This is a genomic window from Legionella pneumophila subsp. pascullei, assembly GCF_900637585.1.
Taxonomy (GTDB): domain Bacteria; phylum Pseudomonadota; class Gammaproteobacteria; order Legionellales; family Legionellaceae; genus Legionella; species Legionella pascullei.
Genome location: NZ_LR134380.1, coordinates 1,003,264 through 1,019,796 on the forward strand (window position 1 = coordinate 1,003,264; position 16,533 = coordinate 1,019,796).

Sequence of the window (16,533 nt, forward strand, 5' to 3'; positions counted from 1 at the left end):
AAATCATTATTTTTTATACATGCGAAGCATGCGTTGAGTTACTACAAAGCCACCAAAAATATTGATTGAAGTAATAAATATGGCTATGCCGCCTAGCCAGGTGATGCTTCCAATCAATTCACTTCCTGCAGCGATTAAAGCACCAAGTATAATAATACTGGAGATGGCATTGGTGACTGACATTAAGGGTGTATGTAAAGCCGGTGTTACTTTCCAAACCACATAATAACCTACAAAACAAGCCAGTACGAAAATGGTTAATATCGTAATATAAGGATTACCAAGTGTATGAATCTCAGGCATTTTGTTTCTCCTTTACTTCCTGAAAGGGTAGGTAAGTTCCTTTATGACAAAGAACGGCTTGCTGGATAATCTCATCATCAGGATTTAAGTTAAATTCAGCCGGATTTTTTGCTAAAAGATTTATAAGATGAACCAGATTATTAGAATAAAGGTCACTTGCTGTAGCGGGGACGAGACCTGCCATATTACTCAATCCCACTATAGTAACTTCGCCATGTTTAATGATTTTATCCGCAACACTGAGTTCACAATTTCCACCTCGAGAGGTTGCGAGATCAATAATCACAGAACCAGGTTTCATTTGCTCGACAGTTTTTTTGTGAAGTAAAACCGGGGCTTGACGTCCGGGTATCAATGCTGTGGAAATGACGATGTCTGCAGTTTTTGCATATTGATCAATGAGCTCAGCCTGAAGTTTTTTATATTCTTCACTTGTTTCTGAAGCATATCCACCAGCTGTTTCACTATCTTGTTCCTGCATTACCTCTATGAATTCAGCGCCTAGGCTTTCAACCTGTTCTTTGGCTGCCTTTCTTACGTCAAAGGCATAAACTACAGCGCCTAAACGTTTCGCAGTAGCTATGGCTTGTAAGCCAGCGACTCCTGCGCCAAGAATGAGTACTTTGGCCGGTTGAATCATACCTGCGGCAGTCATCATCATAGGGATGGCTCTATGAAATGTTGCCGCAGCTTCCAAAACTGCCCTGTAACCAGCCAGGTTAGCCTGAGAGGATAGGCTATCCATGCTTTGAGCACGGCTTATCCTGGGAATGAGATTCATTGAAAATAATGTCATTTGCTGATTCAGGCACCACTTAACAAGTGGGCTAAGAGGATTGTTGTCTATGTGGCCAATTATCAGAGAATCTGAGGGTAAGCCATTTAAGTTTTTAGGATCAGGTTCATTAACACATAAAAGAATTTGAGTTTTTTTGAGTAAAGTACTTTTGCTGTCAAAAATTGTTGCACCAGCTTTTTCAAATTCTTCATTGGCAAAATCTGAGCTAAGCCCCGCGTTTTTTTCAATCCCTACGTCATAGCCTAGTTTTATGTATTGTTTGGCCGAGTTGGGAGTAATGGCTACTCGCGTTTCCTGAGCTGATTCCATTAAGGTTGCAATCATCATGGGAAAATCCTTATTACCGTTATTATTCTATCCTATTGTAATTTAGAATAATTTTCTACAGCATAAACTACCAATTTTGGATCTTTGAATCTGGACGAGTGAGGAATTAAAAAAGAAAAGGGCGTAATAAATACGCCCATGGTGTTAGTATGTTATAGACAGCAAGATTGAGTGCAGTCCTGTTCAAAACGGTGGATTCCTCCGGAGTGCTTTTGGCTTCTCAGTCTAGTCTGAGCTTGCTCACCACACTCTCAATCTGGCTTCCAGACTTGTACTGTTGGCTGAACAATGTTTGCCGTCTATGTTTCAATATTAGGCTAATGTTGTAATTAATTCCACTCAATTGCACTTATAAATTGCAAAAATTTTGTTAAACACCCAATCTTGATTGTTATGCTTTCCTACTGAAGAGTGCGCCACTAAAGATCGATGAAAAGGGTTTTCTGGAAGCATAGTTAGCATTTCCGGTTCTTAAGAATATTTGAGTAAAATATATTTTTCCTTTTTCATCTCGAGCTATGCCTATGCCCGTAAGATCATAGTTACCAACAATATTTCTTTTGTGTCCCGGGCTACGTAACCAGTTTTTGACGACATCCTGGGCATTTTTATAGTTGTAAGCCACGTTTTCCGCTCCTGCATTTGAGTTTTTAATTTGTGTGTGTAATTTATCAATGCGCTTATTAAAATATTTGTGGCCGAAAGGTATCGCGTGTTTTGCCATATCCATGGAATGAATTTTCGCTTCCTTTACGATGCGGTTATCCATTTTGAGAGGCGATAAGCCATGCTGTTGTCTGTAATTATTGATGTAAACTAATATTTCATTTTGAATGGCGGTGTCATTCACCGTGTTTTTGGGTTGTGTGGCAGCATAAGTAGGGAAGAGAAAACAATGTACAAGTACACCTAATAAGGTTATTGATTTAATTTTTATCAGATTCATAGGAAATCCTCATAATTTATTATTAAAAATAAAGGAATTATTTTGATCTGAATGGTTACTAAAAAACACGCTTTTGTCCAGTGGTTGGGAGAACTAAAAATACACCGAAAGTATATTATTTAATTTTCTTGAGTTTAATTTTTATATTATGGTGTGTTTGTTTCCGTATGACTTCGCGCGCTATACTTTCAATCTATGCGTTTAAATATCTCTGCATTCGATGCAATGAAATCTGACCATTATAGCTACTTTTGGGTTTATATTTTTTTACTTAGTTTTTCAATGGCTTCATCAATTTCTTCAACTTCACCAGAATAATGGTAATAAATACGGTTTTTGCTGCAATCGATGATCCCTAGTGGTTCTTTAGGCTGGTTATCAAATTGTTTAAAGATCCAGAAAATGGCCTGAGAATTATCATTTTTTATTTCTTTTAACAGATCAATCATCTTGTTTTCTTCAATTTCAGAATGTGTACAAACCAGGCCTGTTGAAGAAAGAGTAATTTTATAGGCGATATGTTTTTCTTTCATGATGATACTCCATTTAATTCATCATCTTAAAAACGATTGTAAAAACAAACTATAAAGCTTAACTGATTAAATTATAGTCTCTAATAAATAAGAAAGATAAAAAATTATGAACGGACTAATGCAGAAAAGAATCGAACGATTGATGAGTACCAAAAAAAGTATAAAAAGTCACCAATAACAGAAAATAAAGCGCAATGTATGTTAAGACTCTATGAGATTGACAATGTACTATAATTTTAAAGAGTGGACATTAATTTATGGACATTGGATAAAATGACTTCATCCAAGCATTACAAGGAAAGTATGACCTTGCTCGTTGAGGGATCTCTAAGAGCAATTCCGTTCAATATCATTTTGGCTACATTGCTTGCCATTGACCTGGCTTATAATAATGTGCCTGCATTAATAATAGGGGCATGGATATTTGGTATTGTCTTTATAAGCTTGGTAAGAAGTTATTTCTGCTGGAAAATAATTAAGAGGGGAGTAGAAAAAAATAGAATTCAAGCCACTTTGATCGAGTTTTTCCTTCTTACATTTGTTACGGGCAGTATATGGGGCGCGTGTTACTTCATTACACTGCCTTATGTAAATGATCTGCATGAATTTATTATTATTTTAGTGTTTGGTGGAATGTGCGCAGGCGCGATCGCTTCTCTGTCTATTTATTTACCAGCTTATTATGCCTATGTTTTTCCAATGCTTTTACCAGTCATTGTTTATAATTATGCCTTGTTAGATGTCGATAGAACGATGTTAGCAACCATGTTTCTAATATTTATTGCCATGCTTATTATTTCTGCAAAGATTAATCATAGATTGCTCAATGAAAATTTTCGATTATTCAATGAAAAAGAACTATTAATCAATGAATTGAAAGTAATGTCAATCACTGATTCTTTGTCGGGGTTATATAACAGGAGATATTTTGACAACATATTTCCACAAGAGTTTAATCGAGCAAGACGCAATCAATATTTTTTAAGCCTGGTATCAATAGACATAGATAATTTTAAATTAATCAATGATAATTTGGGGCATCCTTTTGGCGATAAAGTCCTGATTAGCATCGCTGATTTATTAAAAAAAATATTTCGACGTTCAAACGATATACTGTTTCGGCTTGGCGGAGACGAATTTGCAATAATCATCGCTAACCAGCCGATTAAAGAAACAATATCTCTTTGCCAAATAATTAAAAATCCTTTTAAAACAGAAAATTTGAACCATACTTATGATTCAAACGAGAAATTACTCATGAGTCATGTCACTTTAAGCATAGGAATTGCTTATATTCATTTTGAAAGTTCAGTCAGTATAGAGCGTGCAATTACTGCAGCGGATAAGGCATTATATCAAGCTAAAAGAAAAGGAAAAAACCAAATTGTAGTAAAAAAACTACTTTAAGAAGATGATATTCTATCTTTAACAGAGATGGCAGCCTGGAAGCTGCGTCGTACCTTAATGGATTATAAGTTGACAGTAAATCCTAATAAAATTCCATGTAATACAGGGATATTTGAAACACTGCCGGTTTTTGAGCTCACGTTTAATTTGACGTTAGGATCGTTACCAAAAACGCCCTGATACAGCAAGCTCAAACTGGCCAAAGCGGTGATAGGATAACCAAAACCAGCTTGAATTTCTCCGGCTAATTGTGAAATTTCATTGATAGGGTAGAGATCAACTTGCCAAGACCTGTAAGCGACACCACCTTTTAATTGTGCAAAAAAAGAACTCCCAAATAAGGGGTCGCTTTTGGCGGTAACTAATAAGTCCAGCATTGGACTGAGGTTGGTTTCTACCGGTAGCCATCCAAGGACTGATAAGGTTTCTCGCGGAATATTCAATCGCATTTTATTGCCATTTTGGACCCCAAGCTCTAAACCCAGAGCAATATCTCCACTCAACATTAATTCATTAGCCAGAGCCAATCGGCCTAAAGCGGTTTTGCCATCTTTTGAGTACATGTGCTGGTATCTGCCACTTCCAAAACTGGCAATAATTGTCCATGGTTGGTCTTGAGAGGTGGGCTCAGGATAGTAACCATCAGCAAATACGTTGATTGATAATAAAATTCCTATTGCAATTAGTTGTAATTTCATTTTCATCTTTCATATCCCTGATTGAATTGGTTGGTTCTGAAAGCAGTTTTACCAAAAGAATCTTATATGAGCCAGCTGTAGTCTTTACACAATGGATATAATTTACTGCTTTATGCAACTCAATGAAAGCGGCAATTATAGCCTTATACCCTGTGAAGGATAACCAGGAATTGTAATTTGGCGGAGAGAGAGGGATTCGAACCCTCGATACGTTGCCGTATACACACTTTCCAGGCGTGCGCCTTCGACCGCTCGGCCATCTCTCCAACCGGGCAAGCTTATACTTGTCGGCAAATAAAAGCAAGACTGTGATAACTATTAAAAGAGGTTTTCCATCACAAAGATAATATATTTTATTTTTGTATGGGAATAAATTGTATCGCTTTATTTGAGTTTTAATCCAATGTACTCGTTACTTCAGTGTTCAATTAGTGTTGATTATGTGCAAAATCAAGTGTATTATTTTTCAATTTTTTAGGAGTAAGGTTAATGACACTGCAACATTCCATACAAAAAGGGGTATCTGATTTTAGTTTTATTATTGGCACAGGTCTAAAGTATGGTGGTGCTGGCGGTCTTTTAGTGATGGCTGTTGTAGGAACGGTTGCTATTGATCTTGTCTTGCTTGCTGCTGCAGAAAAACATCATAACAGTTTTTTGACAGGATTTGTGTTAGGCTCAATGTTTTCCAGAGGTAACTTGGATCCGGTTCCACTTTTGATCGCGTCCCCCATCACATCAGCTGTTGCTGTTGTGTTATCTGTTGCCTTGGGCGTTCCCGGGGTCGGTCTTGCGATACTGGCTGGATGGACTTTGGCTGGCACTTTATTGGCTGTTGGTATGGGCTTGGAAGCGTTTGCCAAATCCATTAATCCTGAACCTTCATCTGAGTCAGATTACAATTCTTGTTTGTGCTTTAACTAATAGAGCCAAGAGGGGAGAGCAGGTTATTTCCCCTCTTAAAACAGTTTATCAGAAAATTATTTTTATAAATATTGTATATACTATATAGTAATAATGGTTCATTAAATCTTAGGATTGAATCATGTACTTACGTTTACTCGCCCTATCTGCATTGTGCTTTGTGACTAGCCCAATTTGGTCTTTCACATGTATCTATACTTTGGTTAAAGACAATTGTTGGACTGATTATGATGTTACTGTCGATGTCATTGAAGATTCTACGTCAAAAACTTTGTTGACAATTACCGCTCCCAAAGGAAAATCATGGGCTAGAGGTACTTTCAATTGTGAGGCTGCTGAAGGGTTGAGATATGTCGCTCAATTTTCGCCTGTCTTTTGGCAAAATGATGTCGGAAAAACATACCCGGCATTAAGGAATTGGTATTTACCAGAAAAAGCGAATCCTGGAGATTTGGCCTGGACTATCCCCGTTTGTTTTCCGGCAGATTTTGCTCAAGTTCCCTTTCCACCCAATGTAGCAGGAAACTGTAAATGCAACTTCAAGAACATTCCTGATCCCAAGCTTTAATTTTAAAAGCTAATGCGTAGCGGGGCATAGCCAGAGAGAATATCTTTGTGTATGATTTTATGCTTATTTTGTGATGGAGCGAGTGATTGATTACAATAAGAAACAAAATCGGACAAATGCTGATTATGGGATTTCATGGTTCCGAGCTGCATGATAATAGTCCGGTTGCTCAATGGTTATCTAATGATGGTCTCGGCGGAGTGTTGTTATTCGACAAAGATCTATCCACAGGGATTTATGGCAAGAATTTAAGGAATCAGGCTCAGATAAGGCAATTGATTCGACAGCTTAATCGTTATGCATCAATGATTTCAGGAGGTAATGACAATCTGCCTTTATTTACTGCGATTGATTACGAAGGTGGAGTGGTTGACAGACTAAGCAAAATAGAAGGCTGTCCGCCTACTATGAAAGCCAGGGAACTTGCAAAGTTATCCAGTGATGATTTTGATGAAGAAGTAACTCAAATGGCTATGACGTTGCAGTCATTAGGTTTTAATTTAAATTTTGCCCCGGTTGTTGATTTAAATTTAAATGCTCATGCAGGGATTATTGGAAACCTGGGAAGAAGCTTTTCTTCTAACCCAGAGGTAACTATTCGTTTGGCCAAGCAGTTCGTTGATGTTTTCAGTCGTTATGGTATTGCTTGTGCGTATAAACATTTCCCCGGCCATGGCAGCGCCACTGGAGATACACATGAGGGATTTGTCGATGTTACAGAAACCTTTCAAACCGATGAGCTAATTCCTTATCGAAGTTTATTAAAAGACCTGTCTAACCCTATCATGGTAATGACGGCACATGTGATCAATAAGCATTTGGATAGTAAGGGATTGCCAGCAACTCTGTCCTACGACGTTTTAACGTTATTGTTACGTCAAAGCATAGGATATGACGGGGTCATTATCAGCGATGATTTGCAAATGCATGCCATTTCAAATCACTATTCATTAGAAGATGCTCTTTGTCTTACCATCAATGCCGGGGCTGATATGGTCATATTTGCCAATCAGCTTGGAACTATTACCGCACCGGAAGTTATAGATGTGATTGAAAAATTGGTAATTAACAAGCAAATTCCCTCTCAACGTATTGATGAGGCGTACAGAAGAATAGTACGTCTGAAGCAACAAATTATATGCAGTGCATTAATCAATACGTAATGCCCATGCCAAGTGGTAACTGGCGGGTTTATGAAACATCAAGTTACCACTGTAACTCCGCCCATTTGAGAGGCGCCATCTTCTTTTTCAGCATGAACAGATACAATTGTTTGAGATGGGGTTTGAAGTATTTAATTAGTATCTATATGGTGTGTTCTGTGAAGAATATAACAGGACTTACGAAAAACCCCAATCTCTTTGTTAAAAAAGTTTTTAATTCAGTCATTTAGTTTATCTAAACTCCCTCATTAAAAACATTTTTTGCCTTGACCTTGGGATTTTTCGTAAGCCCTGTATTATTGACTCAGTTTATTTATCCTATTGACTAGAAGAAAAATCGTGTTACAATATGTACTCTAAATGAACAGTTTTAGCTATGGGTGATGACTTTTATGTCAATTCAATCATTATATTATTATAATTCCTCATTATTTCACTCCATATATCAAGCCATCTGTTGTTGCTGCTAATCATACTTTGCTTAAATAATTAACTAAAGTTTTAAGGATTCAGCTATGTGTGCAGCACACCACCAAAAGAATAAATATATTTTTAGTACCCCACTAATTTATGCAGCGATGATTGGACTTGGGATAATAAGTGGATTATCCGATTTGCCTTTTTTAAAAGAAACAGGGCTTTTAATTTCTGATTTGTTTATTAAATTGTTCAAGTGCATTAGTTTACCTATTATTTCCTTGTCGATTATTGTAACTCTGGCAAACTATCAAACGGATAGTTTGATGAAAAGTGTATGGCAAAGAACAATTAAATATACTTTTGCTACAACTTTAGTTGCAGCATTAATCAGCTGTTTTCTATATATTTTGATTCATCCAAGCACTGTTCAAGTCAACTTGGATGCGGCGAACCCAAAATCCACCAGCAGTTTGGGATATCTTGGCTATTTGAGTAACATGATACCGACTAATTTATTATCTCCATTCCTGGAGCAACAGGTTATGGGGGTATTGTTGCTTAGTATTGTTATCGGTTTTGCTGTTCGTCAAATACCGGAGACAGAGCCACGTGAAACTATTATTCGATTTTTCCGCGGCGCTCATGGGATGTTTTTAGTGATGACCAAATGGATAATTAAATTAATACCTTTGGGGTTATTCGGGTTCATTACTTCTACTGTAATTCAGTTGCGATCGGGTATGGATATTAAAGGGATAGGTCAATACTTGATGATTATTGTTTTAGCTAATTTGATACAAGGATTAGTCATTCTGCCTTTATGGCTGAAATCAAATGGTATTAAACCATTATCTTCGATGCGCGCAATGTTACCTGCGTTATCTGTTGCTTTTTTTTCCAAGTCATCTGTCGGTACTTTGCCTGTTACAATGAATACTGTAGAGGCTAATTTAAAGGTTAACCCTCAAATCAGTCGTTTTGTTTTACCATTATGCACAAGCATTAATATGAATGGATGTGCCGCATTTATTTTTGCCACAGTCATTTATCTTATGCAAAGTCACGGCATCCAGGTTTCTTATGCTACTATGGGGATATGGGTTTTAGTATCAACTATAGCGGCAATAGGTAATGCCGGCGTTCCTATGGGCTGCTTTTTCTTAAGCGTTAGTTTACTCTCCAGTATGAATGTGCCTATCACGCTTATGGGAGTTATTCTTCCCTTCTATGGTTTGATTGATATGTTGGAAACTGCCTTAAACGTATGGTCTGATGCTTGTGTTACCAAGGTTGTTAATGATAAAGCAGAAGGTGGTGATGGAGTGGTGGGCATTAGACCAAAAGAGCGTTCATTATTAAATGCCGAGTTAGGTTAAAGCCAGCAAATCTTCAAGCACAAATGAGTATAGCTTACATATAAGTCTCCAGAAAGTTTTTTGGAGACTCAATGTCTATGAAATCAGCTCACTACCTGGAACGGCCGTATTTGGTTCATCCTGAACGAAAATAATCCTTCAAAATTCTCACATAACTATCTATGCTGTGCTTTTTCAGGATTATTTTCATCCAAACTGAACTCAAATCCGACCGCCAGAGGATATTTAAAGATGAGGTTACTAACCTATTACTGTAATTTGGATTGTTGGTGCGAACCCTCATTACAGAATTGGCTTGATTAATCAATTAATAATTTCTCACAGATTGAAAAATACATGGTTTCAAGTGTATTCAAATCCTGTAGAGAAGTGCATTCATTAACCTGATGAATGGTTGCATTTACCAGTCCCAGCTCTATAACCTCAACCCCATAAGGTGCTATAAAACGCCCATCTGAAGTTCCACCACTTGTTGAAAGCTCGGGGAGAGTCCCAATATGTTCAAGCACTGTTTGTTTGCAACTTTCTAGCAATATGCCTTTATTCGTTAAGAATGGTTCGCCATTTAATCGCCATTCTATAGCGGGGTTAAGATTATGGTGTGTAAAGGCATTAATTACTCTCGTTTTTAACGACTCGTCTGTTTGCTCTGTCGAATATCTAAAGTTCAAATGCAGATTTAATTCGCCTGGGATAATATTACCCGCATGCCCTCCACAATGAATATAAGTTATTTGCATGGAGGTAGGAGGAAAATAAGCATTGCCATTATCCCATTGCATTGAAGTGAGTTCGGCTAATACGGGGCTAATTCTATGAATTGGATTGTCAGCCAAATGCGGATAGGCAACATGACCTTGCTTTCCACTCAGATGTATTTTGGCACTTAATGATCCACGCCTTCCAATTTTGATGATATCACCAGCTTTCAAGCTGCTTGAAGGTTCACCTACTATGCAATAATCAATAACAATCCCTTGCTGCTCCAGTTTTTGCATCACATAAGGGGTGCCCAAATTAAATTCATCGCCTTCTTCGCCACTAGTGATCAGAAATCCTAGTCTGCCTGGAAAGGAAGGATAAGTTTTAATAAATCTTCTGGCCATGTGCAACATACAGGCCAGGCTGCCTTTCATATCAGCAACCCCACGACCATAGAGCACGCCATTTTTTTCTTCGAGCGAGAAAGGGTCTGTATCCCATTTTGATACTTCAGCAACAGGAACTACATCGGTATGGCCTGCGAACACCAATAAAGGCCCAATTTTGCCATAGCAGGCAAAGAAATTGGATACAGGCCCATTATTCAGTTGTTGACAAGTAAATCCCAATTGCTCCAGAAATTGAATCATGTATTTTTGGCAGCCAGCATCTTCTGGTGTAATAGAAGGAAAACGAATGAGGTCAGTCAGAATTTGCTTAATATCAGTCATCTTGATTGGCTCTTAGTAAATCATTAATGCTTACCTTCGCGCGAGTTTTTTCATCCACTTGTTTCACAATGACAGCACAATATAAACTGTGGCTTCCATCATGACTTGGCAAGTTACCTGCAACAACTACTGAGCCAGCCGGAATTCTGCCGTAGCTTACTTCGCCAGTGATTCGATTGTAGATTTTAGTGCTTTGGCCTAAAAATACTCCCATTGATATGACGGAGTTTTTTTCTACGATAACCCCTTCCACTATTTCAGAGCGGGCACCAATAAAGCAATTGTCCTCAATGATGGTTGGGTTCGCTTGTAATGGTTCTAAAACACCTCCTATACCTGCGCCGCCAGATATATGTACATTTTTTCCTATTTGGGCACAAGAACCAACAGTTGCCCAGGTATCAACCATTACCCCTTCATCAATATAAGCACCTATATTGACATAAGAAGGCATTAAAACTGTATTTTTGGCAATATATGCTCCACGCCGCACCATGGCATGAGGAACAACTCTTACCCCTGATTGTTGAAATTGCTCATTACTACAATCCGTATATTTTAGCGGTATTTTATCGTAAAACTGGCAAAACCCCGCATCTATGATTTGATTTGGGAAAAGTTTAAAGGATAAAAGAACTGCCTTTTTAAGCCATTGATGAACTGTCCATTCACCATTTATTTTTTCAGCGACTCTGAATTGGCCATTATCCAGACCACTGAGAACTTCATTAATGGCATTGATCAAATCTGAGGAGGCTGTGTCGAGCGATAAATTTTGACGGTTTTCAAAGGCTTGTTCAATTAGAGCTTGAAGTGAGTTCATGTTTTATTCCTGTAAAGAGGCTATTAAATTATCTTTTATTGCCCATTGTTCATTTAACCATTCTTTGAATGCATTTTGTGCCTGAAAATCGTTAATAAGATTTGCCGATGTAAATTGTGCAGGGATAGGGAGTTGACGAATAATGATTTTAACTTTCTTGACTCGTTTACAAAGAAAATCCCAGAGAGAATGGTTTTTTTCCGCATAAACGATAGTGACGTCAATCAGGCTTTTTATCTGTTGTCCCATCGAGTTAATGATAAAACTAATACCGCCTGCTTTGGGTTTCAATAAATAATTATAAGGGGATTGTTGCTGTTCTTTTTTTACTTTAGTAAAACGGGTTCCTTCTACAAAATTCATAATAGAAGCCGGGGTTCTTTTAAAAGTTTCTATGGCTTTGCGAGTTGAAATTATATCTTTTCCTTGTTTATGAGGGTTTTTAGCCAAATACTCCTTACTATACCGCTTCATAAAGGGGCAACCCATAGCCCACCAGGAAAAGCCAAGTAGAGGAATCCACTTTAACTGATCTTTGATAAAAAATTTTAAAACGGGTATTTTTCTGTTAAATAAACGTTGAAGAATGACAATATCCAGCCAACTTTGATGATTGGCAACGACTAAATACCAATCTTTAGGAGTTAAATTATTTAACCCGGAGATTTCCCAATGTATTTTTTGTGCTTTAGCCACATAAAAGTTATTTATTCCACACCAAAAAGTAGCAATCTTATCAACACAACGAGTGCAAAGGGATTGCCAGTTTTTATTAGGAAATAATTTTAATAATCCAACAAATAATATGGGGATAAAACAAAGAGTAGTGGACACTATCAATGCGAAAATAGCCATAATCGCATGGAGTTGCCCGCCATTTTGTTTATTTTTTTGCATGAAATACTTCTCCTATACACATCTGCCCTGGTTCTTTTTAACAGTCAGAACCAGGATTTACATCTTTTAACCTAAAGCATGCTCCAGATCGGCACGCAGATCATCAATGTGTTCAATACCAACTGATAATCTTATGAAACCATCTTCTATGCCCAGGGCTTTGCGTTGTTCGACTGGAATAGAGACATGGGTCATAATTGCAGGATGCTCAATTAAACTTTCTACACCCCCCAGGCTTTCAGCCAAAGTAAATAATTCGCAGCGAGCTAAAAATCGTTTGGCATCTTCAAGACTACCTTTAAGTACCAAAGATATCATACCACCGAAATCGTTCATTTGTTCCTTGGCAAGAGAATATTGCGGATGACTTTTTAATCCGGGATAAATGACTTTTTCAATCTTGGGGTGGCTGCTAAGCCAGTTAGCCAGATGGTTAGCGTTTTCACAGTGCCTTTGCATACGAACGGATAATGTTTTTAAGCTTCTCAGAACCAGGAAACTGTCGAAAGGGCCAGCTACAGCGCCGCATGAATTTTGCAAAAAAGCAATTTTATCAGACAACACTGAATTGTCACCGACCACAACGACACCACTGACTACATCAGAATGTCCGTTCAGATATTTGGTTGCTGAATGAAGTACAATGTCAAATCCGAGTTCAAGCGGGCGCTGAATCCAGGGAGTTGCAAAGGTGTTATCGGCAACTGTAATCAAATTATGTTTTTTTGCAATAGCGGCGATTTTTCGTAAATTAGCTAGCTTTAGCATGGGATTGGAAGGGGTTTCCAGCCATAGTAATTTTGTCTTCGGAGTTATTGCAGCCTCAATATTCTCGGGTACTGACATATCAATAAAAGAAAAGGATAAATTAGAAGTTCGGGTTTTTACTTTATCAAAAAGCCGGAAAGTTCCTCCATAAAGATCATCCATGGCAACGACGTGATCTCCTGAATCTAATAAATCAATAACCGTATTGATTGCAGCCATGCCCGAAGCAAACGCAAATCCTTTTTGGCCTGATTCAAGGCTTGCTATGCAATCCTCATAGGCTTTTCTGGTGGGGTTTTGGGTGCGTGAGTATTCATAGCCAAGATGTTCGCCAGGGGCAATTTGCTTATAGGTGGAGGTAGCATAAATAGGGGTCATCACGGCCCCTGTACTTTGACATGGTTCTTGCCCAGCATGAATTGCACGTGTATCGAAATGAGTCTTATTCATTTTTTATTCCCATAAAAATATTTAAATTCAAAGAAATACCAATAAGCAACCAGAGTATTGATTAAAAAATATACTTTCGGTGCTTTTTTTGCTAAAGTTCATAGTATAAATGCCGATATTTTTATAGAGTCATTCTAGAGAGGGATGCATGCGTAGGCAAGAAATCAATTATGAAAAAGTTGCCAAGGCCGCAGAAAAAATAAAAAAAAGAGGCATAGAGCCGTCTGTTAATGAAATTCGTGACGAACTTGGTTTAGTTGGGAACCATCCGCAATTATCAATTTTGCTGGAAGGGTGGTATCACAATCAACCAGAATTTAAAAGAAAAAGTCACACACCTTTGACTAAGAATATTAATTTAAATACCGATGAAATTCGCGAAAAAAATGTAGAGCTTGAAAAATCAATTTCACTGCTACGGGCAACACTCGAATCCACCGCAGATGGTATTATGATGGTTAATGGACATGGAGCCGTTGTCGATTGGAATCAAAAGTTTGTAGAAATGTGGCGAATTCCTTCTTATATGATGGAGTCGGGAAAAGAAAGTATCAGTTTTGAATACATACTTGAACAACTTATTGATCCGCAATCTTTGATTGCTGATGTGCAATATCTTTATCAAAATCCAGAGTGGCAAGGTGAATTACCTGAGCTTCATTTCAAAGACGGTCGGATTTATGAGCGTTTTACACAGCCTCAGCGTGTGGGCTCACAAATAGTGGGGCGAGTATATAGTTTCCGTGATGTTACTCAAAAGAGGATGGCTCTCGATGAGTTGAGAATACGTGAACGTGCTATTGAAGCCAGTACACATGGTGTGGTGATTATTGACGTAACAAAAAATGAAAACAAAGTCATTTATGTCAATCGAGCTTTCGAAAGAATCACGGGATATGGGGAGCAACATGCTTTAGGGAAAGGTTTGCTTACTTTGCTGGGTTCAAATTTGGAGGAGGTAAACCATAAACGTATTGAACTGGCAATTAGGGAAAGCAAAGAAGAAACAATTGAAATGGAAAGCATAAAACGAAATGGAGAATTCTATTGGTGTGAAATCAGCGTTGCTCCTGTTAAAGATTCTTTTGGCTATGTAAAACATTATATTTGCATTTTAAATGATGTGACTCAACGACGTGATATGGAAGATCAACTGTTGCTGCAAGCAACTTATGATTCCCTGACTAATTTACCGAACCGTGTCTTACTGATGGATAGAGTGGAGCAGGCCATTCTACAAGCAAGAAAGAACAAGGCAATTTTGGCTTTTTTATTTTTGGATTTAGATCGGTTTAAACTGACTAATGATACTTTGGGACACAGTATGGGGGATAAATTATTACAAGCTATTGCCAATCGATTACTCATTGTTACAGAGGATTTTGATACTGTTGCCAGATTGGGGGGCGATGAGTTTGTGATATTACTTACAGACATAGATAATATGCTGGAAGCCGAAACAATTGCACAAAATATTTTAAAAATTATAGAAAAACCTATTCAAATAGATCAACATAGTTTGAAAATTACAGGTAGTTTGGGAATCAGCTTTTATCCCCGAGATGGTGATGATTACGAATCTTTGATGAAAAGTGCTGATTTGTCTATGTATCATGCGAAAGATACTGGAAGAAACAACTATCGTGTCTACGAACCTGAAATGAATAGGCGAGTCATTAATCATATGCAATTAGACAATGCGTTAAGGGATGCTTTAAAAAATGATGAATTATTTCTGGTTTATCAACCATTGATTGACTTAAAGCAATCCAGAGTAGTCGGATTCGAGGCTTTAATGAGATGGCATAGCAAAATATTGGGACTGGTTAGTCCGGCGGATTTTATACCCATGGCAGAAGAAAATGGCATGATTTTGGAAATGGGTGAATGGGCAATGAAGCAAGCTTGCATACAAGTAAAAGAATGGCATAAAGCTGGCTTTAAAAACTTAAGTATTGCGGTGAATCTTTCTGGACGGCAGTTTCGACAAAAAAACTTGCCGGAGGTTGTATCACGAGTATTAAAAAGCTCTGGTTTGCAATCGAGATTTTTGGAACTCGAATTAACTGAAAGCTTGTTGATAGAAGATATTGATCACGTTGTAGATACTATGTATGCATTGAAAGACATGGGAACCAAGTTAGTTATTGATGATTTTGGTACAGGTTACTCAAGCTTGTCTTATTTAAAACAATTTCCCGTAGATAAACTGAAAATTGATCGTTCGTTTATCACTGAAATGGTAAGCAATCAGAATGATGCGGCTATTGCTAAAGCGATTATTAACCTGGGCCACAGTTTAAATCTTCAGGTTCTTGCGGAGGGCGTTGAAAATGAATTTCAAAGAGACTTTATAACATCTCATGGATGTGACTATGCTCAAGGATATTTTTTTAAGGCTCCTGATACTCCAGAAAATATATTAGAATTTTTAAAAAGTTTATCTGAATCGAAAATAAAATAATAACTAATTCATTAAGTTGAGAATTCCTGATTTCAATAAAAACTCAAATCCCATCATAAATCTCTCCAGATCGGTATGTTTTTTGCAAGCAAAGGTTAAATTAATCAAGTAGCTTCTGTTGGCTTTGTTTATTTTATCTTTCATGTTGTTTATATGAAGGGCAAGTATATAGAACAACTCAAAACGACAGGTTGAGCCTGAGTTTTACTTTTATTCAAGCAATATATTGCTTGA

General features: G+C 37.5%; 15 protein-coding genes and 1 tRNA gene. 6 read left to right on the forward strand and 10 right to left on the reverse strand.

Translation table 11 applies throughout. The annotated features are described in order from the left end of the window. Window positions 1–6: 6 nt before the first annotated feature. The 4 genes from EL201_RS04605 to EL201_RS04620 form a co-directional block, all read right to left on the reverse strand. On the reverse strand, window positions 7–303 hold the full coding sequence (locus tag EL201_RS04605; protein ID WP_027221238.1) for a proton-translocating transhydrogenase family protein: 297 nt from the start codon (window positions 301–303) through the stop codon (window positions 7–9). Next, window positions 296–1,429 carry a Re/Si-specific NAD(P)(+) transhydrogenase subunit alpha gene (locus EL201_RS04610; RefSeq protein WP_027221239.1) on the reverse strand — a complete coding sequence of 378 codons (1,134 nt, stop codon included), beginning with the start codon at window positions 1,427–1,429 and terminating at the stop codon, window positions 296–298. Before EL201_RS04610 ends, EL201_RS04605 begins: the two co-directional genes overlap by 8 nt. Before the next feature lie 391 nt (window positions 1,430–1,820). Then, complete coding sequence (locus EL201_RS04615; protein WP_027221240.1) at window positions 1,821–2,375, reverse strand: CAP domain-containing protein; 555 nt, start codon at window positions 2,373–2,375, stop codon at window positions 1,821–1,823. Window positions 2,376–2,632: 257 nt separating this feature from the next. Continuing rightward, window positions 2,633–2,908, reverse strand: a complete 276-nt coding sequence (locus EL201_RS04620; protein WP_027221241.1) for a hypothetical protein — start codon at window positions 2,906–2,908, stop codon at window positions 2,633–2,635. Window positions 2,909–3,181: 273 nt separating this feature from the next. Here EL201_RS04620 and EL201_RS04625 point away from each other — a divergent pair, with 273 nt between their 5' ends. Beyond that, complete coding sequence (locus EL201_RS04625; RefSeq protein WP_027221242.1) at window positions 3,182–4,315, forward strand: GGDEF domain-containing protein; 1,134 nt, start codon at window positions 3,182–3,184, stop codon at window positions 4,313–4,315. A 62-nt stretch (window positions 4,316–4,377) separates the two neighbouring features. On the opposite strand, the gene EL201_RS04630 is transcribed toward EL201_RS04625, so the two are convergent. Both EL201_RS04630 and EL201_RS04635 read right to left on the reverse strand, forming a co-directional pair. Continuing rightward, window positions 4,378–5,019, reverse strand: coding sequence for a hypothetical protein (locus EL201_RS04630; protein WP_011945986.1), 642 nt, complete (start codon window positions 5,017–5,019; stop codon window positions 4,378–4,380). Between the two features lie 172 nt (window positions 5,020–5,191). Then, window positions 5,192–5,279: transfer RNA gene (locus EL201_RS04635), tRNA-Ser, on the reverse strand. Window positions 5,280–5,502: 223 nt separating this feature from the next. Between EL201_RS04635 and EL201_RS04640 the strand changes: the two genes are divergently transcribed. The 4 genes from EL201_RS04640 to EL201_RS04655 all read left to right on the forward strand — a co-directional run bounded on the left by EL201_RS04640 (window position 5,503) and on the right by EL201_RS04655 (window position 9,464). Further along, window positions 5,503–5,937 carry a hypothetical protein gene (locus tag EL201_RS04640; RefSeq protein WP_013101237.1) on the forward strand — a complete coding sequence of 145 codons (435 nt, stop codon included), beginning with the start codon at window positions 5,503–5,505 and terminating at the stop codon, window positions 5,935–5,937. 121 nt (window positions 5,938–6,058) lie between these two features. Continuing rightward, window positions 6,059–6,505 (forward strand): hypothetical protein, encoded by a 447-nt coding sequence (locus EL201_RS04645; protein WP_027221243.1) that lies wholly within the window; start codon window positions 6,059–6,061, stop codon window positions 6,503–6,505. An 86-nt stretch (window positions 6,506–6,591) separates the two neighbouring features. After that, window positions 6,592–7,668 carry a glycoside hydrolase family 3 N-terminal domain-containing protein gene (locus EL201_RS04650; protein WP_027221244.1) on the forward strand — a complete coding sequence of 359 codons (1,077 nt, stop codon included), beginning with the start codon at window positions 6,592–6,594 and terminating at the stop codon, window positions 7,666–7,668. A gap of 515 nt (window positions 7,669–8,183) precedes the next feature. Beyond that, window positions 8,184–9,464 carry a dicarboxylate/amino acid:cation symporter gene (locus EL201_RS04655; protein ID WP_014326844.1) on the forward strand — a complete coding sequence of 427 codons (1,281 nt, stop codon included), beginning with the start codon at window positions 8,184–8,186 and terminating at the stop codon, window positions 9,462–9,464. A gap of 299 nt (window positions 9,465–9,763) precedes the next feature. On the opposite strand, the gene dapE is transcribed toward EL201_RS04655, so the two are convergent. The 4 genes from dapE to EL201_RS04675 all read right to left on the reverse strand — a co-directional run bounded on the left by dapE (window position 9,764) and on the right by EL201_RS04675 (window position 13,835). Continuing rightward, window positions 9,764–10,897, reverse strand: a complete 1,134-nt coding sequence (gene dapE / locus EL201_RS04660; protein WP_027221245.1) for a succinyl-diaminopimelate desuccinylase — start codon at window positions 10,895–10,897, stop codon at window positions 9,764–9,766. Next, the gene (dapD, locus tag EL201_RS04665) at window positions 10,890–11,720 is read right to left on the reverse strand and encodes a 2,3,4,5-tetrahydropyridine-2,6-dicarboxylate N-succinyltransferase (RefSeq protein WP_014326845.1); all 831 of its coding nucleotides are present in this window, start codon (window positions 11,718–11,720) and stop codon (window positions 10,890–10,892) included. Before dapD ends, dapE begins: the two co-directional genes overlap by 8 nt. A 3-nt stretch (window positions 11,721–11,723) precedes the next feature. Beyond that, on the reverse strand, window positions 11,724–12,617 hold the full coding sequence (locus EL201_RS04670) for a 1-acylglycerol-3-phosphate O-acyltransferase, YihG family (protein ID WP_010946624.1): 894 nt from the start codon (window positions 12,615–12,617) through the stop codon (window positions 11,724–11,726). A gap of 66 nt (window positions 12,618–12,683) precedes the next feature. Next, window positions 12,684–13,835, reverse strand: coding sequence for a trans-sulfuration enzyme family protein (locus tag EL201_RS04675; protein WP_027221246.1), 1,152 nt, complete (start codon window positions 13,833–13,835; stop codon window positions 12,684–12,686). Between the two features lie 148 nt (window positions 13,836–13,983). On the opposite strand from EL201_RS04675, the gene EL201_RS04680 reads away from it, so the two are divergent. Further along, on the forward strand, window positions 13,984–16,299 hold the full coding sequence (locus EL201_RS04680) for an EAL domain-containing protein (RefSeq protein ID WP_027221247.1): 2,316 nt from the start codon (window positions 13,984–13,986) through the stop codon (window positions 16,297–16,299). The last annotated feature ends 234 nt before the right edge of the window (window positions 16,300–16,533 follow it).

Coding starts and splice junctions, on each gene's coding strand:
- EL201_RS04605 (WP_027221238.1), bottom strand. CDS start 303: ATGCCTGAGATTCATACACTTGGTAATCCTTATATTACGATATTAACC.
- EL201_RS04610 (WP_027221239.1), bottom strand. CDS start 1,429: ATGATGATTGCAACCTTAATGGAATCAGCTCAGGAAACGCGAGTAGCC.
- EL201_RS04615 (WP_027221240.1), bottom strand. CDS start 2,375: ATGAATCTGATAAAAATTAAATCAATAACCTTATTAGGTGTACTTGTA.
- EL201_RS04620 (WP_027221241.1), bottom strand. CDS start 2,908: ATGAAAGAAAAACATATCGCCTATAAAATTACTCTTTCTTCAACAGGC.
- EL201_RS04625 (WP_027221242.1), top strand. CDS start 3,182: ATGACTTCATCCAAGCATTACAAGGAAAGTATGACCTTGCTCGTTGAG.
- EL201_RS04630 (WP_011945986.1), bottom strand. CDS start 5,019: ATGAAAATGAAATTACAACTAATTGCAATAGGAATTTTATTATCAATC.
- EL201_RS04640 (WP_013101237.1), top strand. CDS start 5,503: ATGACACTGCAACATTCCATACAAAAAGGGGTATCTGATTTTAGTTTT.
- EL201_RS04645 (WP_027221243.1), top strand. CDS start 6,059: ATGTACTTACGTTTACTCGCCCTATCTGCATTGTGCTTTGTGACTAGC.
- EL201_RS04655 (WP_014326844.1), top strand. CDS start 8,184: ATGTGTGCAGCACACCACCAAAAGAATAAATATATTTTTAGTACCCCA.
- dapE (WP_027221245.1), bottom strand. CDS start 10,897: ATGACTGATATTAAGCAAATTCTGACTGACCTCATTCGTTTTCCTTCT.
- dapD (WP_014326845.1), bottom strand. CDS start 11,720: ATGAACTCACTTCAAGCTCTAATTGAACAAGCCTTTGAAAACCGTCAA.
- EL201_RS04670 (WP_010946624.1), bottom strand. CDS start 12,617: ATGCAAAAAAATAAACAAAATGGCGGGCAACTCCATGCGATTATGGCT.
- EL201_RS04675 (WP_027221246.1), bottom strand. CDS start 13,835: ATGAATAAGACTCATTTCGATACACGTGCAATTCATGCTGGGCAAGAA.
- EL201_RS04680 (WP_027221247.1), top strand. CDS start 13,984: ATGCGTAGGCAAGAAATCAATTATGAAAAAGTTGCCAAGGCCGCAGAA.